We start from the raw sequence: 26,883 nt of genomic DNA, 5'->3' as shown, positions 1-26,883 counted from the left end.
ATTATTTCACTTATGACATTGAACTTCTCTGCAAAACTATACTTCATAAATAAATTACACCCAAAAAGTTTTATGTCTAACTTTTTGGGTGCACTTCAAGGGCGACAGCAATAAGTCTGTAAACAGCTGTCAGAATAGGGCTGCCACGATGCTTAAGAGCAGGAGGAGAGCCTTCCAGCATATGAGCAACAGGGGTATCGCTATAAACAACCAAAGCGGATGAAGGAATAGCAACCAAAAGAAACTCAAGCCGAAAAACGACAACAACAAAACCCCCAACACAAGATTCTCCAGCGGGAAGCCGAGCCGATTCGGCAGCATTTTACGAACAGCAGCTGCTATGATGCCGGAAACTGCAGCATACCCCAGAACAAACCAAAAAGCCTTGGAGAGCTCTGGGACATCCAGCACGTACGTCAGTGCTACTATCGTTGCAAAGAGGTAGAGCAAGCCAGCCAAGAACTGGCGAAGTGTCATATCCCACATATATAAGTTTTATGGTTTGTTGACTACAGATAAGTCCTCTCTGATCCGCTCAGGCGTACGAGCGGTGAACTCAAGCCTGAGAGTCGGAATAACATTGCGATAGAATACGTCCCCAACCACGCGGTTGTAGAGCGGAGCGCGACCGGATGAGCGATAGGCCGCTCCCTTGGCATATTTGATGTTGAGGAAGCGGGTATAGTCCAGCGTACGAAGCCATAGCGTTCGCCGGGCTTCTCCACCGCAAGCGGCACACTTGCGAAGTGACTTTGCATATAATCCGTGCCTCCGCCATAGTTGCGAGTGACAGCGCACTCCGGCATCTTACTGATGCAATGGAACCCGCTACCGACTGTGCTATGTATGAACTCGCGCTTTATCATGTCGTTCGTGACATACAGCGAATGTACTATTTTTCCTCCATCATCCATCTGAAAGTCAGACTGTACGTATCATAGTTTCCGGATTCAGAGGGTTTGATTTCGTCTTGGAAGGAGATATAGGAGCCATCATTGCCCAGACACTACACCAGTCGGCACGTAACTCGCGGAGGCTGTTCCGTCAATTTTCGTGACATTAACGTTGAAGCTTAAGGAAAAACCTCGGCTGTCCGGAACAGAAGCAAGCATATCTTCGAGGCAATCTCTTACGATCTTCTTGCTGTCCTGTCCTCAAGAAAGAAAAAGGAATTTGTTTGTCGTTCTCATTCCGCATCTCCTTCCTGCATCAAAGATACGATGCCCACATCCATCCGTGCGTAATTCCCGCTGATGCGGACAGTCATTTCTTCGTCGTAGAGATTGATCAAATCGACATCGTAGCCCGACAAGTCCTCTATATTCTCGTCTCTCTATACCAGATGTACCTTCCGCAGATCTTCGCTTAAGCGGTGCAACGACTCCTCAATCTTGCGAGTAGTCGTTTCCGAAGGATGACGATGCCTGGAAAGATAGTGTCCGAGCTGACGCTGATTGATACCGGTCAGTCGCGACAATCCAGCAAGCGTAAAAATACCGCTGAAATAAGACAATATGCTCGGCACATCATGATGATACTCAAACTCAATCGAATTCAACAACTCAAGATCGGCTCCGCTCACTTCTTCTTTCATATTGTCGAAAGAAAGCTTGAAGTCCTGAATGGCTTCTTCGGCCGAGGCTCCTTCCCCCAAAAAACCAACGGGAAGATCATCCTTGAAATAGACTCCGTAACTTCCGTCTGCACCTCTCTCTATAAAGGCTTTTATCACTCTCCTTTTCATAACCTAAAAATATCATTAAACAAACTATATTAACGCGGAGGACGGGAGGGGAGAGCTTAAAGCTCTGCCCCCGAATCCCGCTTGATACTTGCAAGCACCCTGCCTTTACTTCCTGACTCCGATGGTTGCTTAGTCGAAAGGACTTATTGGTTATCGGACTATGCCAGATCGGGTGACCATTTTTGGAGTCACGCACGAAGTAACACCCAGACGCCTTTAATCTCTTCTCCAATTCTGAATACCTCATATAAATGTTTATTCATTATCACACCACAAAGATAGTAAAAATACTATCATACACATGCTTTATGCGTTTTTTGTCAGGTCAAGCTGACCGCGGACAATTCGGTCCCGATTTCGCGCAAGGCTTTTTCAATCTTGCCCATTTGCTCCTTGCTAATATACTGTCCACGCTTGTACTGCCTCATGAGCGAAGGATTGATCCCTATTCGCTTAGCCAGCGCAGATACATTGATGAGGAGTAGTAGTCGAATAAGGAGCCCAAGTCATACCTATACTCCCACTTGAAATCCTGCAACTCTTCGGGCAGACTTACCGATGCGTAAGACTCGATAACCTCTTGCACAGAAGTCTCGAAATCTGACATGGCTTCTACCACAGTGTCGCCTGTACCCATGATCGTGAAATCCTTGAGATCAGGTGTGAAGATGAAGAATGTTCCCTCACTATTTCTTTCTACCAAAGCTGTTGTTATCATAATCAATTCTATTTTAATTTATCCCAATAGGAGGCAGATAGGAGGGGGGGGGTAAAACCCTATCTGCTTTTAGTTTATTAAACGTGCTGGTCGCGATTTCCTGTTTGCCATGTCTGCCTATCTGTTCTCAGGATGATGATATATTATCGTGATTGGCTCCTGAGCGATGGAGTACCCCCTTCTCGGCTATCCGCTTGGGCCATTCCATTTCATACAAGAATATCATTAGATTACGTCACAAACATATAGCATATTTGTTACACACATAACTTTTGTATAAAAAGGCGGAGAGAAGTATGGGGCAATTTTCCAAAATCAAGAGCAACTCATGTCGTCAAACCTTTGACCACACTAACAAAATCACCTCATAAATACCTGTAGGATTGGGCATCGGCAGGGATGCCTATCTACCCTTTATGAATATGCCCTTACTGAAAAAATTTGGCAAAGTGGATATAAGTGACCGGAGTCACACGCTCAGGAAAACAGCCAAAGAATCGGCTTGATCACGAATTTGCCAAGAAGTAGCACAAGCAGAATGCCCAACACGACAAAAAGGGAGTGCTCTTCCATCGTGGCTACTCGCACGATAGACAAAACGACAGCGGACGAAAAGAAAGTAAGCAAAGCCTGACGAACCGGAGAAACAACCGAATCCGCGACAAAGATGCAAGACACAAGATATACAACGATAGCGAAAGCAAAAGACAGCCAAAAGACAAACAGTCCCGAAAAGACTCCAAAACCACCCTCTTCGCCGGCGACCCAATCCAAACCCTTGAGGATAAAAAAAACGACAAGGATCAAAGCAACCAAAAGTATCAAAGCGAGCTTGCCGGCCAATACAGCTTCCGCTCTTTTGTTCTTCCCCCTGAAACCTCTTCTCATGAGAATAAGCGATTTACAAAAAGTGTACGTTTTATATTTGACGTGGTCTTATAATCTTTTTCATTTGGACAGATAGATAGTAAGAACGCAGATCGGACGGGAGCTTTTCTAAGGCATAGCGGAGAGCTGTCCGTGGCATAGTGGCGGCATGTTTGTCAAGGAAAGCAAACAGAAGAGATTCCTGTTTTTTGCCCATCTCACGCAGCATCCAACCTACTGCTTTATGAATCAGGTCGTGCGGATGGTGGAGCAGTCGCTCAGCAATACGAGTGGTGGCTTCGTACTCTCCGTATCGGATCAGTCGCCAATTGGCTACCATCGCTATTCGTTGCTCCCACAACAAACTTGAATCGGCCAATCTATCCAGCAAGGCATTACCTTCGATGGGATGAGCATGGACATATTCGCCTACTATTCCGGGTGCAGATACATCGACCAAATCCCAGTTATTGATCATAGCCGTATGGCTCAGATAGGAGGCTAATAGCTCCTCCCGTACTTCTTCCGACCGAGTACGTCTGTATAGTTCGGTCATGCCGATAAGTGCGAGATGCCGCACCTCGTGATAAGGCCTTTCTAACAAAAGGGCGAGAGTTTTCACCGTCCAAGGTCTATGAGCCTTCTCGTAAGCGCGAATATCGGGAACGGATATTCCGAGGAAAAGATCGCCCTCAGCATATTCGCCCGGAGCAGTCTTGAAAAACCGCTGCATCTGTCCGGCACGCTCAGGATTTCCGATACGTTTGAAATCTGTCGTGACTCCTTGGGCTGTCAGTCGGCTATGATCCACGAGGCTCTCTACCTATTTATTTCGATTGGGCTACAGCTATTTCTTCCGGTAGCACAGAGGCTATTCGTCTGGATGTCTCACGCACAGCCTCAGATATACATAAGGGCTTCTCACCAAAATCCGAGACGGACAGGGGAGGATGGATAGTCAGCGTCAATCGATGAGGACGCGGCACGAGTTTACCCGGTGGAAGTACACGATAAGAGCCATCCAAGGAAACAGGAATAATAGGTACTCCCAACTCATCTGCCATCAGAAAACCGCCCTTTTTGAACCGAGCCAGACGGCCGTTTCGAGTACGACTACCTTCCGGGAAAATAAATATGGAAGTGCCTTCCGCCAAAACACGTTTGGCCTGATCCATAGTGTGAACGATAGAGGAAGGGCGAGTATCATCGACAAATACGAATCCGGCCGACCGGCATGCATAACCGACGAAAGGTAATTTGCGAATACCTTCTTTCAATACCCATTTGAAAGGAATACCGAGATAGCCGTACATCATGAAAATATCGCAAGCACCTTGGTGATTGGCCATAACGACGAAAGGCCCTTTACCCGGGATATGCTCTCGCCCTCTGACTCGAATGGGGCACAAGAAAAGGAATAGCGTGCATCGCGACCACAACATCCCGGGATAATAACTGAATATCCTACTGCCTCCCAGCATGCAGCCTACAGTGGTAGTCAGTGCTGTCAATATAGTGAGCAGGAGGAAAAGAGGAGCACCGATCAGGCAGAAATAGATGAGAAAAAGAAAGCGTCCGATAGTATTCATCTTTTTCATATTGATTACGGACAAAAGTAATGAATCTTTCGTGCAATAATTTCTGTATTCGGCGGATTATTGCTTTATTTGCAGAAATAAAAAACGAAAACAAATAAAACGAACATACTCACAATGGAAGGAATCGGAAAATACTTGGGAGCCATCATATTGCTCGTTGGCGTTTTGGTACTGGCCATCCCCGCATTCACGAATTCGATCAGCGACAAGAGTTTGATGATCGGTCTTTTTTTGGTCATCGTAGGCTTCTTCGCCCACATTATTCTCGGCCGTAGAGCAAAGGCATAAGGCTGAAATATAGAAAACACCTCCCCAATCGGGGAATCGAAAAAAGAGAACCATCGGTTCATCTCCTGTCATAGAAAGGAGGAATGAACCGATGGTTCTCTTTTCAATTATTACAGCTTAAAGAGTTGGGTATCGCAGAGCCACCGGGAATTATAAAAGGACAGAATTGCCCTCCCCTATTCCCCGATGATGAGCGATCACTCGAAGCGAAGGGCTTTGACAGGGGAAATTCGCGCGATTATATGCGAGGGAGCAAGGAGCATCAGGAAAGTCACAAGGAGCGTACCCAAATTAACGAGAATCCATACGAACCAATCCACTTGAATAGGTACATAGTCCATGTAGTAAATATCAGGATCGAGGAGACGCAGCCAGCGGAAATGTTGCTGCAGGAGGCAGAGTATAAGAGCCAAGACATTGCCCCAGATCATACCACGACCAACGAGCATCATAGCCAGATAGAGGAATATGTGGCGAAGCGACCCTTCACCGCAGCCTAAAGCTTTGAGCGTGCCGATAAACTGCGTTTTGTCCATGACCAAAACGATCAGACCGGCTATCATCGTGAAGCCTCCTACCAATCCCATCAGCGTCAGCAGGATAGCGACATTGGTGTCCAAGGCAGAGAGCCAATCCATAATCATCGGATTCAGTTCGGTAGCCGTATTCATGGTCAGTCGTTGTTCCCCGACATAGGGCGTTTCCGAAAGGCGATTGAATACTCGTGTCACAATGAGATCCGTTTCGTCCGGATCGAAGGCATAAATGAGTAATCGGCTAACGTCATCAGTACCAAACCCAGCCACTCGGCGGAGTATATCGGCAGAAGCCAAGGCAACAGGCATGTCCATTTTGCCTCCACTATAAACTCCTGCGACTGTGAATGCGCGCAAACGCATTCGCTCTCCACCGGCGAAATAGATGCGGAGCTTATCGCCGATCTTGAGACGAAGTTTGTCGGCAGTAGCTTGTGGCAAAAGGATAGGATTGGGTACCGTATCGGCAGAACTAAAGTTCGGATAATTTCCCGAAACAATTTGACCGAAAAGCGGATTGCGAGGTCGGAGTGAATCGCCCCCCATCAGTAGAATACCGGCAAAAGCACTGTCTGTCTTGGCGACACCTGTTATTTCGATCGTGGATACTACCCGATCCACACCTTCGACAGAGGTTATGGCTTCAAGCATCCCGGTCGGAGCATTGAAATGATCTGAAGTTCCGGCCACGGGTGCTATGCAAAGATGTCCCGTATAGCCGTATACCAGACTGCGGATATTTTGCTTGAAGCCACCGGCTATCGACACGGTAATGAGCATGACCATCAGGCTGAGCATGATACCGATCACAGAGAGACGAACAATAGGGGCTATTCCTTTTCCCTCTTTTCCTCCGCCCCTAAAGAGCCGTCCTGCCAAAAAGAAATCGATCTCCATCGTCCCTCTACCCTATTCTTCTATCAGACGGAGAAATTCCTCTTCGTTCATCAGTCGCACACCGAGCTTCTCTGCTTTCTGTCTCTTACTCGGTCCCATATCCGATCCGGCAAGAATGAAAGAGGTCTTGGAGGAGACCGATGCGGCCATACGTCCACCATTGGCCTCCACCATAGCTTTGTACTCATCACGACTATGCTTTTCAAATGTACCGCTGATAACAACCGTTTTTCCGGCTAAACGATCGGAAACCGGTACGGAAACTGTCTCAGCTTCTAACGACACACCAACCAGGCGAAGTTGCTCAACCAATTCTCTGTTCTGCCGAAGGCTGAAAAAATGAAGTACAGCAGAGGCTATTCTTTCCCCGATCTCGTCTATCTGCACCAATTCCTCGCTCGTCGCAGCGGCCAAGGCATCGATAGAGGGATAGACCGCAGCAAGTTTCTTTGCTACGGTTTCTCCGACAAAGCGAATGCCTAATCCGAACAAAATAGCCTGATACGGACGGGCTTTGGAAGCTTCGATGCTATCCAAAAGTTTGGTAGCAGCTCGCTTTTTGAAGCCGGGCAGTGTGAGTAGCTGCTCTTCCGTAAGGGTATAAAAGTCGGCAACGTTGCGAATCATATCACGGCTATAAAGCAACTCGATCGTCTCCGGGCCGATATTGATGTCTGCCGCCTTGCGTCCGCAATAGTGTTCGAGCCGTCCTTTCTGCTGTTGTGGGCAACCCTCGGCATTCGGGCAATAGTAGGCAGCTTCTCCTTGTTCGCGCACCAACGGTGTAGCACAGTCGGGACAGAGTGCCGTAAAAACTATAGGTCTGCCATCGATACTACGTGCATCCGTATCCACGCCCACTATCTTGGGAATGATCTCCCCACCCTTTTCCACATAGACAAAGTCTCCCTCGTGAAGGTCTTTCTCTGCAATAAAATCGGCATTGTGCAGGCTGGCACGCCTCACGACCGTACCGGATATTAGTACAGGATCGAGATTGGCCACAGGCGTGACCGCTCCCGTACGCCCTACTTGATAGCTTACATGTTGCAGACGAGTACGTACTCGCTCGGCCTGATACTTATAGGCAATAGCCCAACGCGGACTTTTGGCCGTAAAGCCAAGCAAATCCTGCTGAGCCGGAGCATTTACCTTGAGGACAATACCATCAGTAGCTACAGGCAATGTCAGGCGTTCGGTATCGAAACGATCGATAAAGGCATATGCATCCTCCTTACTACGGCACAGTGTGACGGCATCAGAGACTTTGAATCCCCACCGACGCGCCTGCATCAGTCGATCGTAATGATTCTCAGCCAAAGGCTCATCACTATACAGATAGTAGAAATAAGCGTCCAAGTTTCGTCCGGATACGATACGGGGGTCGAGCTGTTTAATGGTACCGGAAGCGGCATTGCGCGGATTGGCAAATAGAGGTTCCCCATCGGCTTCCCGTTGGGCATTGATCCGATCGAATTCCTTGAATGGGAGCAATATCTCTCCACGAACTTCCAACATACGGGGGTAATCATCGCCTCTAAGTCGTAAGGGGACAGATCGAATGGTACGGACATTAGCTGTTACGTCATCTCCCGTTATTCCATCGCCTCTGGTAACGGCACGCACCAGCATACCATCTTCGTAGATAAGCGAAATGGAAAGCCCGTCGAATTTCAGCTCTGCAACGATTTCGAAAGGTGCACCCTGAAGTCCTTCGGATACGCGACGATAAAAACCTCCAATCTCATCGTAATTGTATGTATTGCTAAGGGAAAGCATGGGTCTGTCGTGGCGAACGGAAGCGAATCCTTCCGTTTTGTCGCTTCCGACACGATGTGTAGGTGAGTCAGGACTATCCCATTCGGGATACTGCTGTTCCAGCTCTTCAAGCTGCTTCATCATGGCGTCATACTCGAAGTCATCGATAGTCGGAGATGAAAGGACGTAATACCTGTATTCGTGATCACGCAGAATGCGGCGCAGTTCTTCTATTCTGACAGCAGGGGGAACTATCTTTTCCATAACTGATAAAGCGATACATCAGAATAATCGCCGGCATGCCACATCCATTGGCGGAGGGTGGCTGTATGCTCGAAGCCGGCAGCTTCGAACAGCGTACGACTCGGCCTGTTATCTTCCAGCACATAGGCGAAAATCTGATGCAGGCGTAAATAGTCTAAAACATAATGGGATATCTTGCGGAGAGACTCGACGGCTATTCCCTGCCGACGGTATTCGGGAATAACGAACAGCCCTACGGCTACACGTCGATGAAAGGCATCGTACTCATACAGATCTACTGCACCGATAGGCTTATCGTCATCCGACAGGCAGATGACAAGACGCATCATGCCCAACTCCATCAGACCCACAGAACTCTTTTCGATATATTCTTTCAGTCGATCGCGTCCGATAGGTACGAGTGTATTGCCGCTCTCACGCAGTTCAGCATCGTTTTCCCAGAGGTAGAGGAAGTCCAAATCTTCCGGCTCAAGAGCTCGAAGCCGTACTCGCTCTGAAGAGAAAAGATCGGTCATGGAACATCAGAATTTGACTGAGTCGGAGAAATCGGTACGATTGAGAATAGAGCGACCGAGGGTAATCTCATCGGCATACTCGATCTCATCGCCTATAGCAATGCCTCGAGCAATTACACTGACCCGAACGCCGGTGGACTCCAACTTGCGAAAGAGGAAAAAGTTGGTAGTATCACCCTCCATAGTCGTACTCAAAGCCAATATAACCTCACGGATCTGCTCGGATGTTACTCGATGCACCAGAGAATCTATTTGCAGATCGCCCGGACCGATCCCATCCATGGGAGATATGACTCCACCGAGTACATGATACAAGCCTCGATACTGTGAGGTATTCTCGATAGCCATAACGTCACGGATATTCTCCACTACGCAGAGTGTACTCTGATCCCGAGCGAGGTCTGCACAAATGGTACAAACATCGGAATCACTGATATTATGACAGCGCCTGCAATAGGAAATATGTTCCCGAAGATCTACAAGGGCTGCTGCAAATTGACGGGTATTTTCCACAGGTTGGCGCAATAAGTACAAAGCCAGGCGCAGGGCTGTCTTGCGCCCTACACCCGGCAATGTAGCAAATTGGTCTATCGCCTTCTCAAGCAGATGCGAAGGATATTTCTGTATCATTCATCCAAAATATCCAGCTCGTTGCCGTCGTAGTCGTAAAATGTGTAGTCCAGAAATCCCAGACTCTCATCGGGGATAAGTTTGATCCCCTTGGCATACTTGAGTTTCCATTTCTTCAAGATAGAAGTAAGGAAACCTTTCTTGAGGTATGCTGCCACGTATGGATGTACGTGAAGAACGAATTGTTTGACTTGGTGCTCCGTGACCATTTTGGCCACTTTTTCTTCCAACTGATCCGTGAAGAGTATGGAGGATTCTACCTTCCCGGTACCCAAACATGTGGGACAACACTCTTCGGTATGGATGACCATCGCAGGACGAACACGCTGGCGCGTAATCTGCATAACGCCAAATTTGCTCAATGGCAAGATATTGTGTCGCGCTCTGTCGGCTGACATCAACTTGACCATGTGTTCGTACAACTGCTGACGGTGCTGGGCTTCACTCATATCGATGAAGTCCACTACGATGATACCACCCATATCGCGCAGGCGCAGTTGTCTGGCCAGCTCTTCGGCTGCAGCCATATTGACATCGACGGCCGTCGCTTCCTGTTCGGTACTGCCACGCGAGCGATTTCCACTATTGACATCCACCACGTGCATGGCTTCTGTCTGCTCGATAATCAGATAAGCACCACTCTTATACGTAACAGTACGCCCGAAGAGGGCTTTGATCTGCTTCGTAATGGCAAAATGGTCGAAAATGGGTAGTTCGCCCTGATAATACTGCACGATTTCCTCCCGTCCCGGAGCTATCAACTCGACATAGTCGCTCAAACTGTCCCGAAAAGCCTTGTCATTGACGATGATGCTCTGGTAAGAGGGATTGAAATTGTCCCTCAAGAGCCCCAAAGTACGGCTGGCTTCCTCATAAACAATGGACGGAGCCTTGGCACGCAAAAGTTTCTTGATATTGTCGTCCCAGCGACGAAGCAGGCTCTGCAGCTCTTTGTCCAATTCGGATGCCCGTTTTCCTTCAGCAGAAGTGCGTATGATAACACTGAAATTCTTGGGCTTGATGCTGATAATCAACTGTCGCAGGCGTGCTCGTTCTTCGGCAGAACGAATCTTCTGAGACACCGACACCTTGTCTGCAAAGGGTACCAAAACCAATGAGCGGCCGGCAAAAGAAAGTTCGGCTGTCAGGCGTGGTCCTTTAGTGGAGATCGGCTCTTTGGCTATCTGCACCAAGATCTGCTGTCCGGCCTTGAGTACATCTGCGATCTTCCCTTCTTTGGGCAGGTCGCTACCGAGAGGCACTTTGGACAGGGATGGAATCGATTTGCTTTTTGTCATCATCTCCATCATCTTCTGCTGAGCATCGAAAGTCAAGCCCAAATCGAGATAATGAAGAAATGCGTCCTTCTTGTATCCTACATCCACGAAAGCAGCGTTCAGACCGGGCATCACCTTCTTCACTTTACCGAGGTAAATATCCCCCACGGCAAATGAAAGATTGCGCGGTTCACGTTGAAGCTCCACGAGTTTACCATCCTCCAAGACGGCCATAGATACCTCTTTGGGCTTCACGTCAATTACTAATTCGCTGTTCACTTAATGATAGGATTGTCTTGATGATTATAAATACAAGTAAGCAAATACGGCCTGTGGGCGGAGCGGTACTGATACGGAAATCAGACCACAAAGTACTCGCTCACAGACCGCATTTGCCGAGAATAATTCGAGATGGAATATTTTCGTCTCTTTTATTTCTTCTTTTTATGGCGATTCTTCTTCAGTCTCTTTTTACGCTTGTGCGTAGCCATCTTATGTCTCTTTCTCTTCTTTCCGTTAGGCATAATGCTTTATGTTTTATTGTTAAACTATGATTAGTCTTGTTTCATCTGACTCATAAAGATTTTCGAAGGCTTAAACGCCGGAATATTCCTTTTGGGGATGATGATAGTCGTCTGCTTCGAAATATTACGTGCTGTCTTCTCAGCTCTTTCCTTCACAATGAAGCTACCAAATCCACGGAGATATACATTATCTCCTTCCGAAAGGGAGTCTTTGATGGTGTCCATGAACGACTCCACGACTTTCAGGGTTGTTTCCTTATCAATCCCTGTCGACTTCGCAATAGCGTTCACTACGTCAGCTTTCGTCATAATACTATGCTCAGAATTAAATGGTTGAGTTTCTTTTGTTTTAGGTCTGCAAATATAGTGCTTTTTCTCTTAGTTACTTTACTCCGGCATTTTTTAGTTTACATGGTGAATTCAATTCTCTTGCAGCCGAATAATACGCTGGTTGCTGCTGCCACGCCATAGTAAAGTGGGGTCGAACAGCTCGCGCACGAATGGGCCATCGACCAAAACATCGATCAAAGCAAGAGGAGCGGAAAGCATCGAATCAGCCTTCAACTGCTCGAGTGTATATCCTGTATAGCACCATATCGGCAAGATACAGGATGCACGCAGCCTCTGTAGCAGACAGGTAAGTCCGGCAGGATTGTAAAAGGGATCACCTCCAGAGAGTGTGATCCCATCCAATAGGGGATTGGCATTGATCTCTCGGATGATATTGCCGAGGATCGAGTCCGTCATCAGTACACCGGCTTCCGGATCCCAACTGGAAGGATTGTGGCAACCGGGACATGCGTGGCGACAACCAGCCAAATAAATAGAATAGTGCAAGCCCGGTCCGTCGCAAATAGTTTCACGATAGACGTTCAGCAGCCTGATGCCGTATGATTCGATGCTTTCGGACACCTGCTCCCGCGCTTGGTGGCGTTTCTAAAGCATTATAGGTGTTTTACACGATCGTGCTCTTCGGCCTGTTTGGCTGAATTCCATGTATCGAGGCTTCCTGTCAGATAGCCGGTGATACGTCGCAGACGAGCTATCCGATCGCTGCCGCATACAGGACATTTGTCGTAAATCACACCTTTGAAACCACAGCCCTTGCAGGTGTCCACAGGATGATTGATCGAGCCATAGCCGATATTTTCGTCCTTCATCATCTTGACAATCTTCAAGATAACGGACACATTCTTCTTGGCTTCGCCATCCAACTCTACATAAGTAATGTGGCCGCCACCAGTAATAGCATGGAAAGGAGCCTCGCACTTGATCTTCTCGGCTATACCTATCGGTTCGCGAACATCCACATGGAAAGAATTGACGTAATAGTCCAAATCCGTTACCCCGGGAATAATCCCATAGCGTTTTCTATCCATTCGGGTAAAACGACCGGAAAGACCTTCTGCCGGAGTAGCCAAAACAGAGTAATTCAGACGATACTTCCGTTTATACTCCTGAGCGACATCATTCATGACCGAAATGGCATCGTATAGCGTATTCCAAGCTGCCTTGTTGTGAGCATGTCCTTCACCATAGATGGCCACCATCGCGTTGTGCCCACCGATAAAACCGATACCAAGAGTACCGGAATTGATGACATCGCCGACTTCTTCGTTCGGTTGTAAGGCAGCACCACCCTTCCAAACATCATTCCCCATCATGAAAGGGAATTGGCGCGCTAATGCTGTACGCTGATAGCAATAGCGGTCATAGAGTTGGTCTGCAATGAGTGTAGACATTCGGCGGACACCCTCCAGGAAGAGAAGACGTGCTTCACTGCGGATCGTTTCCTTGTCGCCATCAGGGCAGTTCTCCTCTGCTTCATGTCTGGCTTCGATAGCCAAACGGGGAAGGTTCATGGAGGTAAAAGAGAGATTGCCTCGTCCGATCGATGACTTCGGTCCGTTTACATTGTCAAATACTCTCGTACGACAACCCATGGTAGCCACCTCTTGCAGATAACGTTTGGGATCGTCTGCTCGCCAACCCTCATGCAGATTGAATGGCGTATCGAGAAAGACGAAATTCGGGAAGAGGGCTTTGGCCGTTGTGGCACAAGCCTTCAGCAGCAAATCGAAGTTCGGAGCAGAGAAAAGAATCTTACCGGCGATCGCGTCATCGAAGTTTTCCAATGCCAACTTTACATCCGCTTCGGAATAGTTGATCCCCTCTTTGACTTTGAAGATCTGAATCGGGAAGATGGGTACTTCGCCATGCCCCAAACCTTCCTCCGTAGCACGTAACAGCTCCTCCATCACCATTCGACCTTCGGGCGAAGTATCGGTGCCGTAATTGATGGAGCTGAAAACAACCTGATTGCCTCCACGAGAGTGCATCGTATTCAAGTTGTGAATGAAGCCTTCCATAGCCTGATGCGTATCCTTACGCGTCTTTCGGAAAGCTGTGGCAAGAGCGATCTCCACCTCTGTACTCGAAAATGGAAAAGACGCCGCACAAAGTCCCTCATATAGCCTCCCGGCCTCCTGAGGTGAATCTGTCAAAAGCGGCGTTAGGTTCCGAATAGCCTTGGGAAGAGTCGTACTTAAGTCGGTATTGGTTGGCTGCCGGAGCTCGAGCACGAAGCGGAGACGCTCTATGAGATGCGTGACGAACGATTTGTGCACACCCGGAGCCATGAAGAAATCAAAGGCCGGGATAGCTTGTCCGCCATGCTGTTCGTTCTGATTTGTCTGGAATATGATAGTAGCCAGCGTTGCATAGCTATGGATATTCTGCGGTGTACGGATACTGCCGTTTTTTGTGCGGAATCCCCGTTCGTAGAGGTCTGCTATGTCGTACTGGACACATGTAGTCGTTTTCGTCGGATAATAGTCCAAATCATGAATATGTATATCTCCTGCCCTGTGCGCTCTGCTATAACGCAGCGGAAGCAGATATTTGCTGGCATAGTCCTTGGTCACTTCCGAAGCAAAAGTCATCATCTGGCCTGCAGGGGTATGCGAGCTCATGTTGGCATTGCCCAGATTCACATCGTTCTTCTCTATCGTTACGATGCCGTCCATCGTATGCTTCATGGAGGTACGCTTGTCACGCTCTACGGTGCGCCACTCACGATAGATGATATATTTCTTGGCTATAAAAGGATTCAAACGCATCAGTTCCTCCTCGACACGATCCTGTATTTGCTCCACGGTGACAAGCTCACCGCTCTGACGGGCAAAATCGGTTACGGACTGGACAATATTGTCGATACGTGCAGCTTCTTCGTGCACACCCCCTGCGCGATAAGCCTTGATTATCGCCTGACGGATTTTCTCCGGATCGAACGACTGCACATGACCATCACGCTTTACGATGCGAAGGATTACCTCTTCCATTGTAATACGTTATTGTAAAAAAATACTTTCCGAGATCTATTCTCTTAGTGCCGGGGAGACTCCTTTCCTCGAGGTCTTCTCTCCATACTTTATAGGCAACTCGTAGAGGCAGGTATTCTGGCTTACTTCATCTCTTTTCTGTTTGTCGCGCCTTCCCATTCAGCTCCACCTGTAGTAGAGAATGAACAGTGGCATCATTTGGAAAGCGACAAGAGTCCGCCCATCAAAAACCGACACGGCGGTAGAAGCTTACAGCAGCGGGACTGCTCGGGATTCTCACCCGATTCCCTCTTACACCCCACTCAACTTGTTCGAGACGAGCAGGGACCACTACGATGGGAACAAAGATATTGTTTTTTATAACAACAGCAAACGGACAACTCGGCATTTTGGGCTATATATGATAACAATTTCAGGCCAAAACGAGGAATCCCCCAAATGGACATCAAAAACAGAAAACAAACTCATAGACAATAAGATAGGAAATAAAGCTCCCTTTTTTAGCATGAAGCAATTGAGCTTCATAACATCGTCGAACGGCATCATAAAATCCTGACTCCGAAAGGCTATAGGCAAGCAGCTGTTAGTCCCCAAAAAGCAGACCAAAATCAGCTCAATTACGGTGCGTAAATTCTAAAATTGTGGCGCCAAAAAAATTTCGTTTACGGGCGTAAATTTTTTCTACACGGTCTGAGAAAAAAAATTTTCTCACGCCACGTTTTTCAGAACCGGGAAAAGGAGTTTTTAGGTGTGTGACGTGTACTGAAAAATCAAAGGAAAAAAGATGACACGAATAGAGAGATGGGAAAGGCAAGGAGGATAAGAGAAATCAGGATATTGGCAGGACGGCGACTCTGAGAATACAGGAAACGCGCTCCATGTACCGATATGGGGAATGTAGCCAAATAAAGAAATCCGTCCGAAGCAGCAGGCATGACTGCAGAAAGCAGCAGCATATAGCAACCGGCACACAAAAGGCTAAAGAAGTAAATACGTGCGATAACTTTTTCTCTCGTGTATGTCAGCTGCAAATAGACGAAGGAGATAAGATACAACGCCAACAAAAGAGACGGATACAACCACTTCCAAGCACTTACGTGGGAAGTCGGATAGGAAAAACCCCACTGGCTTAGAAGGTTAAGATTGTCGATAATGTACTGCTCCTCTCCTAACAATAGGAACAAAGGAAGACAACACCACAGAGGGAGAAACAGTCCGAAGAAAAAAGCAAGCAGATTTTTGAAAGACAAACTCTTCATCGGATAAAGCTGTATGAGCATAAACGGCACAAGAAGCAGAGATGGAGACCAAAGCACGGCAGAAAGTCCGATACAAAAGCCTACGTTGAGGGTCTTTCGCGGAATATTGCTATACCCATAAGTGCCGAACAGACAGAACAAGAGTGCTACGAATAGCAGTATCGACAGCGAGTACGGCTGTATGGAGAAGAAAGCCTGATGGGTATTGAGCAGAAGGATCATCAGAAAGGCGAATAACTTTAATCCGCCTTCATGAAGCAACAGATAGAAAGCACTAAACCGAACCGCAATAAAAGATCCGATCAGCCCGATCGCAAACGAGCCCATGCTCTGCCACAAAGAAGGGATCGTACCAAAGAAGCTAAAGCTGTCTCCTGATGGTGGGATATCAGCAGAAAGCCCCCATGCGTAGGATAGTATCCTACACAGGAGGGCAATCAATATCGTAGCCGGCACTAAATACGTTCTTTCAGCTCTTGTCACTGTTAACGTTCGGCTTTCGCCCAAAGAAGCATGTCTTGGCCGATATCGTGACGATAATTCTTACCATCGAAGAGCACTTGCTGAGCGTGGGTATAGCAACGTTGCAAGGCGGCCTCCGGTGTCGCTCCGTAGCTGCTGACAGCCATGACGCGACCGCCATTGGTATATACCTTCCCCCCACTTGCCATAGTGCCGGCATGGAACAGAATCGTATCGGCCGGAGGGATGGGGATATCCATCTCCATTCCCTTTTCATAACTACCCGGATAACCTCGCGACACGAGCATGATCGAGGCAGCAAAGCGAGGATCTTCTTGCATCTGGTAATCACCGATATTACCCACAGCTATTCGGCGAAGCAGCTCCACAAAGTCCGATCCGATTCGCAGCATGATCACTTCGGTTTCCGGATCTCCCATACGGCAATTATACTCTACCACATAAGGATCTCCTCCTACATTCATCAGTCCCACGAAGATGAATCCGCGATAATCGATCCCTTCGGCTATCAGTCCCGATATTGTAGGCCGGATAATCCGCTCCTCCACCTTCCGCATGAATGCTTCGTCGGCAAAAGGAACAGGCGAAACGCTCCCCATACCGCCGGTATTGAGACCGGTATCTCCATCGCCGATTCGCTTATAATCTTTCGCGATGGGAAGTATACGATAGTCTTTGCCATCCGTAGCAACAAATACGGAGCACTCTATGCCATCGAGAAACTCTTCGATCACCACATGACAGCTTGCAGCACCGAATTTGCCACAGAGCATCTCGGCCAACTCTCGTTTGGCTTCTTCCGCAGTGGAGGCGATAATCACCCCCTTACCGGCAGCCAAACCATCGGCTTTCAACACATAAGGAGCCTGCATCGTATCTATGAATGCCTTGCCTGCATCTATTTGGTCAGCCGTAAAGGTCTGATAAGTGGCAGTAGGGATACCGTGCCGTTTCATAAAAGACTTGCTGAAATCCTTGCTTCCCTCCAAGCGTGCCCCCTTGGCATCGGGTCCCACGATGAGGAGATCGTGCAGTGAGTCGTGATTTCGGAAGTAGTCCACTATGCCACGTACGAGGGGTTCTTCAGGCCCCACTACCAGCAGGTCGATAGACTCGCGCCGTACCACTTCGGCAACAGCAGTAAAATCATTAACTTCCACTTCGGGGATATTGATCGCCACATCCCCGGTTCCCCCGTTTCCGGGAGCAACGAAGAGTTTATTCGTTAGCGGGCTTTGGGCTATTTTCCAAGCCAAGGCATGTTCGCGCCCGCCGGAGCCTAATAAAAGGATGTTCATAAGTGATCTGTGAAATAACGGGTTATTGTTTCATACAAATGCACTCTGTCCGACCCCATCACATTATGTTCGTGACTCGGATAGACGTAATAGTCGGGATACGTGCGTGCCTTCACACAGGCATCAAGGAAAAGGAGCGAATGCTGCCATACCACGACCGGATCGATCGCCCCATGAATCAGCATAAGTCGTCCTTTCAGATCACCGGCTCGTTTGAGCAGGTTGGCTGCATCGTATCCTTCGGGATTTTCCTGTGGCGCATCGAAATAACGCTCACCGTACATAATCTCATATCGATTCCAGTCTATGACAGGCCCGCCGGCTACTCCGACTTTGAAGACATCGCCGTGCGTAAGCATCAGATTCGTAGTCATAAAGCCACCATAGCTCCAGCCGTGTACTCCTATTCTATCGGCATCTACCCATGATTGGCTCTTGAGGAAGTCCACACCGCACATCTGATCGGCCATCTCGGTCTGTCCCAAACGACGATGAATAACCTGCTCGAAAGCAGCCCCTCTATTGGCAGATCCGCGACTATCCACCGTAAAGACGGCATAGCCTTTCTGTGCCATGTAAATATCCCACCCACCGACAGAGCTGCGCCATGTCTTAGTTACGAGCTGGGCATGAGGCCCTCCGTAAACATAGACTATAACAGGATATTTCTTTGCCGGATCGAAGCGAAGCGGCATCGTGAGCTTGTAATAAAGAGGCGTCCGCCCATCGGCCGCCATGATGGTACCCGTTCTGATCTCCGGCATGGCATAGCCCGTATCGGGGTTCTTAGCATCCAATAGAGTGCGAGACCCCTTGCCGATATTTGTCACCGCAACCTTACGCGGAACAGTAGGCGACTGGAAAACATCGATTATAGCCGAAGCGTCGGGAGATAGTTGGGTACGATGCATTCCCGATTCGGGAGTCAGGTCTTTCGTCTTTCCACCCTTGACACTGATACTGTAGAAACGGCGTTCGAGAGGGCTGGCTTCGGTACTTTCGAAATAGAGCTGTGTTCCCTTAGGATTGAAGCCTGCAAAGTTGGTCACCTCCCACTCCCCTTTTGTCACCTGACGGATCAGACGACCTGTAGTATCATACAGATAGAGATGGTTCCATCCGTCGCGACGGCTCTGCCAGATGAACTGATTGCTACTTCCCGGGAGGAATGTCAGGGGATGCAACGGCTCTACATAATGTTTATCGGTTTCAACAAACAGCGTACGGACGAATCTACCGGTCTCAGCATCATAGGCATTTACCTTACATTCGTTTTGAGCACGATTGACCTCGGCTACATACAAGATCTTTTCGTCCGGACTCCAACTCAGATTCGTCAGAAATTTTTCCTTCGGCTCACCCGTTTGCAGATAGACAGTCCTGCCCGTAGCCAAATGATAGATCCCAACCGTAACGTGGTGCGAGGGGGTACCGGCCATGGGGTAATAAAGCGGTTTGGACTCGGCTTCGAGCGGATGATAATCTACTATCGGGGTAGGCTTCACCATACTCTGATCCATTCGATAGAAAGCGAGGCTGCTACCTTTTGGAGACCAGAATGTACCTTTTTCGATGCCAAATTCTCGTTGGTGTACCGCCTCACCATAGACAAGCGTCTCAGTCCCATCTGCTGTCAGAGCGATAGCTCGTGGCATACCCTCTCCGGATTTGCCCCCACGGGCGATATAGAGGTTGTGCTTTTTGACATAGGCCACATGGTCTCCCACAGGAGAAAAGTCCAGAGAAGCCGTCTCTCCATCGGTGTCGAAAACATAAGTTACCTTTCGGGCAAGCATATCGAATCCGACCAATCCCCCCTGTGTAAAGAGAACTACTTGGCCTCGTCCGACATCGAGTGTGCGGAATGAAGGGAAAGCATCGGTCGTCTGGAATTTGCATCCCTCCGGCATCTGTGCATTGAGGTCTGTAGCAGACAATCTGAAAGACTGAGCCGGTTGGCCATTCACCTTATTAAAAACTAAATCATCCCCCTCGATAAAGACATAATTGTCTCCCATCCATTGCAAACCGGCCACGTATTCGGGGTAAAAGTTGTAAAACTCTTTTCCTCCGGGCATCAGTTGCTCAAGAGTAAACTCCTTGCCGCTCGTTTCAGGAGACTGAGCCGAACAAGGCAAGGCCACTGTAAGGGCACAAACAGACAGAAATAGTTGTTGGAAGATTATCTTCTTCATTTATTTTATTGTATTTGATTTTCTATTCGTTTTTTATTCATCATTGCGAATCACCTGAATCCGCTTTGAAGAGGATTTGCGAGGCCCTCTTTCAGATTCATCCGAAGATCGGAACCTATCGTTCGGCCAGCGAGTCTCTCGTTGCTGCTCATCATTATGCTCTCTTTTCCTTTTATCGGAAGTTCTGAAAGGCTTATCAGGACGAGGAGAACGATAAGGAGGCTTATTTTCTCGATCCATGGAGTTGGGGCGTCTTTCCCTTCCGGCAGAAACGTCACGACGATCGATTCTCCGTCCTACACCTTGTTCTCTTTCGGCTTGACGACTTTTTCTTTCGGCAAATGAATCGCGTCGTCCCTCAAAGAGTTCATAACCTCGCAACTCACATTCCAAGGCTCCATTCATCAACTTCTCTCGATCGGACTGACGAAGACCGATATGATTGAAATGCTCCGGCTTGAAAGCCAGAATCCATGCAGAGCAACCTGCATAATTATGCTTGAGTCGCTCTCCGATCATGGCGTACAACTGCTGCATATCCTCCACTTTGATACGTTCTCCATAAGGAGGATTCATCACGAGCATAGCCCTGGATTCAGGCTTCGGACGCTGCTGCATGGGTAGGACGCTCAGAGAAATGTACTTGCCAAGACCGGCTCGCTCCACATTACTTCTGGCCGCAGCTACGGCCTGTGGCAAAATATCGGAACCGTAGATGGTATGATCGAATACCCGTTCTGCGCTGTCGTCATGGTACAGCTCATCATACAGATCGGGATCGAAGTCTGCCCACCGCCGGAAAGCAAAGCCTCGCCGATAGATACCGGGGGCAATATTGCATGCAATCAGGGCAGCTTCGATCAGGAACGTTCCGGACCCACACATGGGATCGATCAAATCCGTACTGCCATCCCAACCGGCTTTGAGCAAGATACCTGCAGCCAACACCTCATTTAGAGGAGCTGCCGTTTCGGCCACACGATAACCTCGCTTGTGTAGACTCTCGCCCGAGCTATCGAGCGACAGGGTTACTTCCTCGTGCGACACATGTATGTTCAGTAGAATATCGGGATTGGAGAGCCGGACGGAAGGGCGTTTGCCCTCACGATCACGGAAGAAATCCACCAAAGCATCTTTGGTACGATAGCTTATATACTGACTGTTCTTGAACGAATCGGAATAAACGACGGAATCAATGGAGAAAGTTTGATCCGATGACATAACGGTCGTCCAATCGAAAAGTCTGAGCCTTTCATAAATCTCATCTGTCGTCTTCGCATGAAAAGTCGTTACAGGTTTCAATATGCGCAGTGCTGTACGCAGCCGGAGATTAGCAAGATAGAGCATCCTCTTATCTCCTCGAAAACTGACCATACGCCGACCCACGGTTACCTCCTCAGCACCCAGGGCTGTTAGTTCGGCAGCCAAGACATCCTCCAACCCGTAAAGGGTCTTAGCCACCATAGTAAATTGGAGATCGTTATTCATAATAGTCCATGATTATGGAACAAAGATAATGAAATACGGCCGCAGTCTGAGGCTTTTCGAGCACTGTCAGAAAGCAGAAAAAAGAATCGCGGTCAAAGTCAACGGTACGGCAATACGATCTTCGAACATGAACTCACATAGACAGCAAGAAGCATCGATTTGACATCAGGTGGTGCGTTTACGCGCCCAAATTTTGGCATTTATAGCTTCTAAAAACATGGCGCGTAAACTTTTTTCTTTTGGCTCCGGAAGGGAAAAAATCTCGCGCCGGAACGAAAAAATTCTCACGTCATATTTTCAGAAATGACGAGCCAAAATCGGAGTATTTTGGGCCCGTGTTTTCTTGGGAGTTAGCCTATCGAATCAATAATGTTGCTCCAGGTTTTTCATATCGCATGCACCGCATGCGACAACGACGACATCAGTGTCTGAAGTTGCGTCAAATGCAGGAAGTAATTATTAGGGGGGAAATTGTTTCCGGGAACTTTGATCCCGTATCAGGCATTAGGATGTCAATAACAGTTCCGCAAGGGAAAGATCGAGAGGAGTGGTCAATTTGATATTCTCAGGATTGCCCTCAATCAATGCCACGGGACGATCAAAATGATGTTCATACACCGAACAATCATCCGTAAAGCGTTCTTCGTATGGCTCCCGATAGGCCTCTTTTAACCACTCACTACGAAAAATTTGCGGAGTTTGTACCGTGACGTAGCGACTCCTGTCCACAGCATAATTTCCATCAGTGGCATAATAGCGAAGCGATTCGAGCAGAGCTCTACAAGGAGCAGCAGCCCCTCCCGCTGCGGCCGCACAGAAACAAGCATCAATAGTCTCGCCACTGACCAAAGGACGTACTCCATCATGCACTGCAACCAAAACACCATTGGGCACAACCTCCAATCCATTCCGAACAGAGGCAAAACGAGTGCCCCCACCTGCAACTACTTGATGAGAGATAGCAAAGTCATACCTCCGGCACAGATCTTGCCAATAAGTATGATGATCAGCAGGCAATACCAGTACTATAGTATCGACATGAGGGACAAAGCGAATCAACGTGTGCATCAATACCGGCCGTCCGGCCAAAAGCAGAAATTGCTTAGGCAAATCGGCCCCCATACGCAGTCCCTGCCCACCGGCTACGATCAGAGCATAGCGTTTTTCTTTCATGAAAGCTTGGCCATGAGTTCTTCGATCTGCTTATCAGCTACGGTGAGTTTCTCTCGGCAGAAACCAATCAGCGCAATAGCCTCCTCTGCCAGTTTGGTCAGCTCATCCACATCGGGGCTGTCGTGTTCGATAATACGGACTATCTCTTCAAGGCGTGTCATCGCCTCGGTATATGTCTTGTTCTCGGTCATAATGTTGACAAAAATAAGGATTTGCAGAAAAAGCAGTAAACGAACCAGCTTGTTCAAACTCAAAAGTCAGATGAGAAGCTCTGAAAACAACTGCAGCAGTAATAAGCCAACCCTAAACGAGTATGCTCCCTCTTTCGTCAGTCCTTCTGATAACGGATGACTGAAATATAGTTTTGTCCCATATAATTATCCAATTTATACAACTACACCCTATTAAATAGTCAAAAACATAAAAAGACAAGAACTAAAAAGTTTTTCGGACTTCGGAAGACTACTTTTGCTCTAAGCAAAGGCCTTGAAAGCAGAAACGGACAGATAGGCCACAAGGAAACAAGCTTTATATTATAGAGCTCAGTTATCAAAAAATATTATTTTTGCCAACGAAATATAACGCATATTATGAATATACGTATCCAACTGATTATTCTGATACTTATTCTCCCCGCCGCTTTTCCACTCTCCGCGAGAGAGATTAATGTAGATTCTCTTTTCAAAACCGCTTCTGACCTCACTCTATCTGCAGCAGAGAAGAAAAAGAGATATGAAAAGTTGGGCGAACAGCTCAAAAAAGACCACAATGTCGGAACAGCTGCCGATGCATACTCATTGGCTATTAAGTTCGCCCGAGATGCAGGTTTGGTTCAAGATATTCCGGAGCTTCTTCTGGAGTATGCCAGTATGTCCACTTATGCCGGTCGCTATAGCAGTGCAATAACAGCCCTTGAGGAAACAATAGATCTGCTTAAAGGCAACCCTAACGATACAATCGCCGGTCGTACCTATATGCAAATGGGTATCATATTCTTCTTTCAGGAAAAGTGGGATGATGCTCTGACTTTCTATCAACGCGCTCTGGAAATAGCGCAAACCATGAAAAACGAAACAGGTATCTCCATCGCCTATAACAACATAGCCAATATATACCAGAAAAAAAAAGATTTCGAATCGGCTTGCTCCTATTATGAAAAAGCACTTAAGATAGAGCGTGCCAATGCAGATAGTGCCAGTATGTGCAATAGCCTTATGAATATCGGCACGATTATGATCGATCAGAATAAGATAGAAGAAAGTTTCAAACCCTTGATCGAAGCATTGGAGATAGCCTCCAAGACAAAAAACGTGGAGATCCAAGCTCTATGTCACGCACATTTAGCTTACTACTATGCATATCATAGCCTATACGGAAAAGCAAACGAATTACTGACAATCGCAGAGAATTTAGCACAACAAACTGGATATGATCAGGTCAGACTGTGTATACTTGACTTAGCCAGCTTCTTATATGCCGACCATGGATTATACTCCTTGGCATACGAATGCCTGAAAAGATCGAATGCACTATCTGATTCGATCGCATCCAGGCAGATGAAAGAAAAAGTATCTGAATTCGAAGTTCGCTTCAAAAGCAAAGAGAAAGAATCCGAAATTGCATTAAAAAATCAAGAGCTCAGACTTGTGCGCAGACTGCAATTCGCCTTCATCCTGATATGCATTCTGATGACATGCATTATCTCTATCCTCTTTATTCTAATAAGGAGGAGACACAAACAGAATAAGAGACTCCGGGAGATGAATGACACCAAAGACAGACTTCTATCCATCATATCCCACGACATCAAAGGTCCTGTAATTGCACAGAAAATGGCTCTCGACGCTATGCTTACCCCCCAATCCGATTACGATGCCCCAACTCGCAGCATGCTGTCTTCTATTCGAGACAGCGTGGTTTCCGAACTCATTCTTTTGCAAAATCTGCTTGATTGGGCGAATATCCAACTAAGCAACCTCGTGACCACTTTTGTGAACTTCAACATTGTTGAAAATATCGAGAAAGCAATCAGCCTTCACTCCATTTCAGCTCATAATAAAGGCATCGAATTACAGTTGGACGCACCGCAAAGATGTATTGTACGTGCTGACCTACAAATGATCAACACGGTCGTTCGCAACTTGCTTAGCAACGCAATCAAATTCTCCAAAGGAGGTCATATGATACTGATCCGAGTGGAAGAAAGAAAGACTCAAGGAGGAGTAAAAATTTCAATCTCAGACCAGGGAATAGGCATGAGTCAAAAACAAATAAACGACATCCTCGAATCCGACAAAAACAATAAGATTACCGTAGGCACCAACGGCGAAAAAGGAAGTGGATTGGGATTGATCATCTGCAAAGGTCTGCTCGAAAGGAACAAAAGCAAATTATGCATTGATAGCAAGCAAGGCAAGGGTTCGATATTCTCCTTCGTCCTCACCTCGCCTTAAACATATATAACTATGATCAGTATATTACTCGTGGATGACCACGAACTCTATCGGATAGGTTTGCGCGCCACCATCTCCCAAACACAAGGTTTGGCAGAGATTGTAGGCGAGTGCGGTTCTTGTGAAGAGATGGAAACTTTTCTGAAAGAAGAGAAAGCTCCCGAACTCATCATACTGGATATTTGGCTTCCCGATGGCAATGGGGTAGATCTTGCTCGGAAGGTAAAGAAACTATACCCTTCTATTAAGATCATAATACTGTCTTCCGAAGTGTCAGAAAAAACAGTCAACGAGCTGTTGGAAATCGATGTAGAAGGATACATGTGCAAAACAGCTCAAACCAACGATATAGAAAATGCCATTCGTACCGTAGCCACCGGCAGTCATTTCTATGGCAAGAGCGTTTCCAAGATGATTCTGGACATTTGTCTATCTCGCTCGGCAGATCGCTCAGCGAAAAAGAGCAAGAAGTCGCAGGAATCTTGCGAGTTAACTGAGCGCGAAAAAGAAGTAGTCCAGTATCTATGCGATGGCTATTCGGCCAAAGAGACTGCAGAGAAAATGCATCTCAGCTACCGAACCGTAGAGACACATCGTAGCAACATTCTGCGCAAATTAGGATTCTCCAATGCAGCCGAACTGATACGGTATGCCGTGAAGACCGGATTAGTAGATTGGCAGTAGTTCTCTTTCGAGTCGTCCAACAGCCTAATTAAGTAAGCGTCGGAATACAGAGAAATGGAAGAAATGTTTTCGTCAAACAATTAGATATCGTATTTATTCAGACCGTACATTTGTATATCACAGTCAAACGCGTACCTTTGTGCGACTGAAAAGAAATAAATAACTATTCCATCATATGGCTAAAAAAGAAAATCAACAACCAGAAAACCACGTAGGAGAAGTGGTTTCACGCTCGGAACAGTTCGTAGAAAAGAACATGACCAAGATCGGCTTGGTTATTTTGGGCGTTTTTATCATTGTGGCAGGTTTTTTTGCCTACAAACGTTTCGTCAGCGAACCTAAAGCTCGTGAAGCTGCTGCCAAGGCATACCTTGCCGAAGACAAATTCATTCAGGAACTGGATAGCGTAGCCTTAAACGGAAATGGCACTAACGAAATGGGACTGCTCGCAGTAATAAAGAAATACTCCGGTTCGGATGCTTCCAATCTGGCAAAAGCCTATGCCGGCATTTGCTACTACAACCTCGGAGAATATCAGCAAGCCATTGATCATTTGAAAGGATTCTCTGCCAAAGAAAATATGGTAGCACCTTCCATTACTCGCCTGATCGGCGACTGCTACGTACAGCTCAAAAAGTACGAAGAAGCAGTGGGCTATTTCGAGAAAGCCGCTGCCGCAGCTTCCAACGATGCCATCACTCCGGGCTGTTTGGTGAAAGCTGGTCGCGTATATGAAGAACTCAAGCAATATGACAAAGCTCTCGCTGCTTACACGCAGGTAAAAGACAAATACTACACCTCGATGGAAGCCAACACAGTAGAAGCAGACATCATACGCGTAAAATCCAAAGGAGCGAAATAATAATATCAAACAACAAAATAAGAAGGGCATC

27 protein-coding genes, 1 pseudogene and 1 riboswitch are annotated in these 26,883 nt (G+C 47.4%); of the genes and pseudogenes, 5 read left to right on the top strand and 23 right to left on the bottom strand.

Going from position 1 to position 26,883, the window contains the following annotated elements; translation table 11 throughout:
* Positions 1 to 129 precede the first annotated feature (129 nt).
* The 8 genes from HQ49_RS09875 to HQ49_RS09850 form a co-directional block, all read right to left on the bottom strand.
* Positions 130 to 486: a hypothetical protein gene (locus HQ49_RS09875; RefSeq protein ID WP_039419718.1), complete on the bottom strand. Its 357-nt coding sequence runs from the start codon at positions 484 to 486 to the stop codon at positions 130 to 132.
* Between the two features lie 9 nt (positions 487 to 495).
* Positions 496 to 798, bottom strand: a complete 303-nt coding sequence (locus tag HQ49_RS11575; protein WP_152569176.1) for a hypothetical protein — start codon at positions 796 to 798, stop codon at positions 496 to 498.
* A 388-nt stretch (positions 799 to 1,186) separates the two neighbouring features.
* The gene (locus HQ49_RS12410; RefSeq protein WP_262498621.1) at positions 1,187 to 1,312 is read right to left on the bottom strand and encodes a hypothetical protein; all 126 of its coding nucleotides are present in this window, start codon (positions 1,310 to 1,312) and stop codon (positions 1,187 to 1,189) included.
* Positions 1,313 to 1,333: 21 nt separating this feature from the next.
* Entirely contained in the window at positions 1,334 to 1,744 is a 411-nt protein-coding gene (locus HQ49_RS09870) for a hypothetical protein (RefSeq protein WP_039419717.1), read from the bottom strand.
* 445 nt (positions 1,745 to 2,189) lie between these two features.
* Positions 2,190 to 2,462 (bottom strand): hypothetical protein, encoded by a 273-nt coding sequence (locus tag HQ49_RS09865; protein WP_039419716.1) that lies wholly within the window; start codon positions 2,460 to 2,462, stop codon positions 2,190 to 2,192.
* Positions 2,463 to 2,939: 477 nt separating this feature from the next.
* Positions 2,940 to 3,350: a hypothetical protein gene (locus HQ49_RS09860; RefSeq protein ID WP_039419715.1), complete on the bottom strand. Its 411-nt coding sequence runs from the start codon at positions 3,348 to 3,350 to the stop codon at positions 2,940 to 2,942.
* Positions 3,351 to 3,381: 31 nt separating this feature from the next.
* Positions 3,382 to 4,140, bottom strand: a complete 759-nt coding sequence (locus HQ49_RS09855) for a DNA alkylation repair protein (protein ID WP_052073482.1) — start codon at positions 4,138 to 4,140, stop codon at positions 3,382 to 3,384.
* Between the two features lie 16 nt (positions 4,141 to 4,156).
* Positions 4,157 to 4,918 (bottom strand): lysophospholipid acyltransferase family protein, encoded by a 762-nt coding sequence (locus HQ49_RS09850; protein ID WP_039419723.1) that lies wholly within the window; start codon positions 4,916 to 4,918, stop codon positions 4,157 to 4,159.
* 123 nt (positions 4,919 to 5,041) lie between these two features.
* Here HQ49_RS09850 and HQ49_RS12360 point away from each other — a divergent pair, with 123 nt between their 5' ends.
* Positions 5,042 to 5,215: a hypothetical protein gene (locus HQ49_RS12360; protein ID WP_230587837.1), complete on the top strand. Its 174-nt coding sequence runs from the start codon at positions 5,042 to 5,044 to the stop codon at positions 5,213 to 5,215.
* Between the two features lie 197 nt (positions 5,216 to 5,412).
* Here the strand turns inward: HQ49_RS12360 and HQ49_RS09840 are convergent, their stop codons facing one another.
* The 13 genes and pseudogenes from HQ49_RS09840 to HQ49_RS12355 all read right to left on the bottom strand — a co-directional run.
* On the bottom strand, positions 5,413 to 6,648 hold the full coding sequence (locus tag HQ49_RS09840) for an ABC transporter permease (protein WP_039419713.1): 1,236 nt from the start codon (positions 6,646 to 6,648) through the stop codon (positions 5,413 to 5,415).
* A 12-nt stretch (positions 6,649 to 6,660) separates the two neighbouring features.
* Entirely contained in the window at positions 6,661 to 8,670 is a 2,010-nt protein-coding gene (gene ligA / locus HQ49_RS09835) for an NAD-dependent DNA ligase LigA (RefSeq protein WP_039419712.1), read from the bottom strand.
* On the bottom strand, positions 8,658 to 9,185 hold the full coding sequence (locus HQ49_RS09830; protein WP_039419711.1) for a GNAT family N-acetyltransferase: 528 nt from the start codon (positions 9,183 to 9,185) through the stop codon (positions 8,658 to 8,660). The genes ligA and HQ49_RS09830 overlap by 13 nt, the downstream gene beginning before the upstream one ends.
* A gap of 6 nt (positions 9,186 to 9,191) precedes the next feature.
* Positions 9,192 to 9,815, bottom strand: coding sequence for a recombination mediator RecR (gene recR / locus HQ49_RS09825; RefSeq protein ID WP_018965350.1), 624 nt, complete (start codon positions 9,813 to 9,815; stop codon positions 9,192 to 9,194).
* The gene (locus HQ49_RS09820) at positions 9,812 to 11,326 is read right to left on the bottom strand and encodes an Rne/Rng family ribonuclease (protein ID WP_018965349.1); all 1,515 of its coding nucleotides are present in this window, start codon (positions 11,324 to 11,326) and stop codon (positions 9,812 to 9,814) included. The genes recR and HQ49_RS09820 overlap by 4 nt, the downstream gene beginning before the upstream one ends.
* 320 nt (positions 11,327 to 11,646) lie before the next feature.
* Positions 11,647 to 11,925, bottom strand: a complete 279-nt coding sequence (locus HQ49_RS09815) for an HU family DNA-binding protein (RefSeq protein WP_004584585.1) — start codon at positions 11,923 to 11,925, stop codon at positions 11,647 to 11,649.
* Between the two features lie 111 nt (positions 11,926 to 12,036).
* The gene (nrdG, locus tag HQ49_RS09810) at positions 12,037 to 12,528 is read right to left on the bottom strand and encodes an anaerobic ribonucleoside-triphosphate reductase activating protein (protein WP_080732446.1); all 492 of its coding nucleotides are present in this window, start codon (positions 12,526 to 12,528) and stop codon (positions 12,037 to 12,039) included.
* A 32-nt stretch (positions 12,529 to 12,560) separates the two neighbouring features.
* On the bottom strand, positions 12,561 to 14,957 hold the full coding sequence (locus tag HQ49_RS09805) for an anaerobic ribonucleoside triphosphate reductase (protein WP_018965347.1): 2,397 nt from the start codon (positions 14,955 to 14,957) through the stop codon (positions 12,561 to 12,563).
* Positions 14,958 to 15,047: 90 nt separating this feature from the next.
* A riboswitch (cobalamin riboswitch) is annotated at positions 15,048 to 15,304 on the bottom strand.
* 423 nt (positions 15,305 to 15,727) lie between these two features.
* A complete protein-coding gene (locus tag HQ49_RS09795; protein ID WP_039419710.1) occupies positions 15,728 to 16,699 on the bottom strand; it encodes a DUF6427 family protein in 972 nt (323 codons plus the stop codon).
* Between the two features lie 2 nt (positions 16,700 to 16,701).
* A complete protein-coding gene (gene purD, locus HQ49_RS09790) occupies positions 16,702 to 17,997 on the bottom strand; it encodes a phosphoribosylamine--glycine ligase (RefSeq protein WP_039419709.1) in 1,296 nt (431 codons plus the stop codon).
* On the bottom strand, positions 17,994 to 20,192 hold the full coding sequence (locus HQ49_RS09785; protein ID WP_039419708.1) for a S9 family peptidase: 2,199 nt from the start codon (positions 20,190 to 20,192) through the stop codon (positions 17,994 to 17,996). The genes purD and HQ49_RS09785 overlap by 4 nt, the downstream gene beginning before the upstream one ends.
* A gap of 33 nt (positions 20,193 to 20,225) precedes the next feature.
* Complete coding sequence (locus HQ49_RS09780; RefSeq protein ID WP_039419707.1) at positions 20,226 to 21,680, bottom strand: THUMP domain-containing class I SAM-dependent RNA methyltransferase; 1,455 nt, start codon at positions 21,678 to 21,680, stop codon at positions 20,226 to 20,228.
* Positions 21,681 to 21,858: 178 nt separating this feature from the next.
* Positions 21,859 to 21,912: pseudogene (locus tag HQ49_RS12355) on the bottom strand (hypothetical protein); the annotation flags it as partial.
* Positions 21,913 to 21,919: 7 nt separating this feature from the next.
* On the opposite strand from HQ49_RS12355, the gene HQ49_RS12350 reads away from it, so the two are divergent.
* A complete protein-coding gene (locus tag HQ49_RS12350) occupies positions 21,920 to 22,240 on the top strand; it encodes a DUF1661 domain-containing protein (protein WP_080745587.1) in 321 nt (106 codons plus the stop codon).
* Here the strand turns inward: HQ49_RS12350 and HQ49_RS09775 are convergent.
* Entirely contained in the window at positions 22,185 to 22,853 is a 669-nt protein-coding gene (locus tag HQ49_RS09775; RefSeq protein ID WP_018965341.1) for a 2-C-methyl-D-erythritol 4-phosphate cytidylyltransferase, read from the bottom strand. The genes HQ49_RS12350 and HQ49_RS09775 overlap by 56 nt on opposite strands.
* Entirely contained in the window at positions 22,850 to 23,044 is a 195-nt protein-coding gene (gene xseB, locus HQ49_RS09770; protein ID WP_026292245.1) for an exodeoxyribonuclease VII small subunit, read from the bottom strand. The genes HQ49_RS09775 and xseB overlap by 4 nt, the downstream gene beginning before the upstream one ends.
* A gap of 399 nt (positions 23,045 to 23,443) precedes the next feature.
* On the opposite strand from xseB, the gene HQ49_RS09765 reads away from it, so the two are divergent.
* The 3 genes from HQ49_RS09765 to HQ49_RS09755 all read left to right on the top strand — a co-directional run bounded on the left by HQ49_RS09765 (position 23,444) and on the right by HQ49_RS09755 (position 26,852).
* Positions 23,444 to 25,306, top strand: coding sequence for a tetratricopeptide repeat-containing sensor histidine kinase (locus HQ49_RS09765; protein WP_052073481.1), 1,863 nt, complete (start codon positions 23,444 to 23,446; stop codon positions 25,304 to 25,306).
* 12 nt (positions 25,307 to 25,318) lie between these two features.
* Entirely contained in the window at positions 25,319 to 25,990 is a 672-nt protein-coding gene (locus HQ49_RS09760; RefSeq protein WP_018965338.1) for a response regulator transcription factor, read from the top strand.
* A 175-nt stretch (positions 25,991 to 26,165) separates the two neighbouring features.
* Positions 26,166 to 26,852, top strand: coding sequence for a tetratricopeptide repeat protein (locus HQ49_RS09755; RefSeq protein ID WP_018965337.1), 687 nt, complete (start codon positions 26,166 to 26,168; stop codon positions 26,850 to 26,852).
* Positions 26,853 to 26,883 lie beyond the last annotated feature (31 nt).

The sequence above is a fragment of the Porphyromonas gulae genome (assembly GCF_000765945.1).
Lineage (GTDB): Bacteria > Bacteroidota > Bacteroidia > Bacteroidales > Porphyromonadaceae > Porphyromonas > Porphyromonas gulae.
This window is presented reverse-complemented; position numbering and strand designations above follow the sequence as displayed.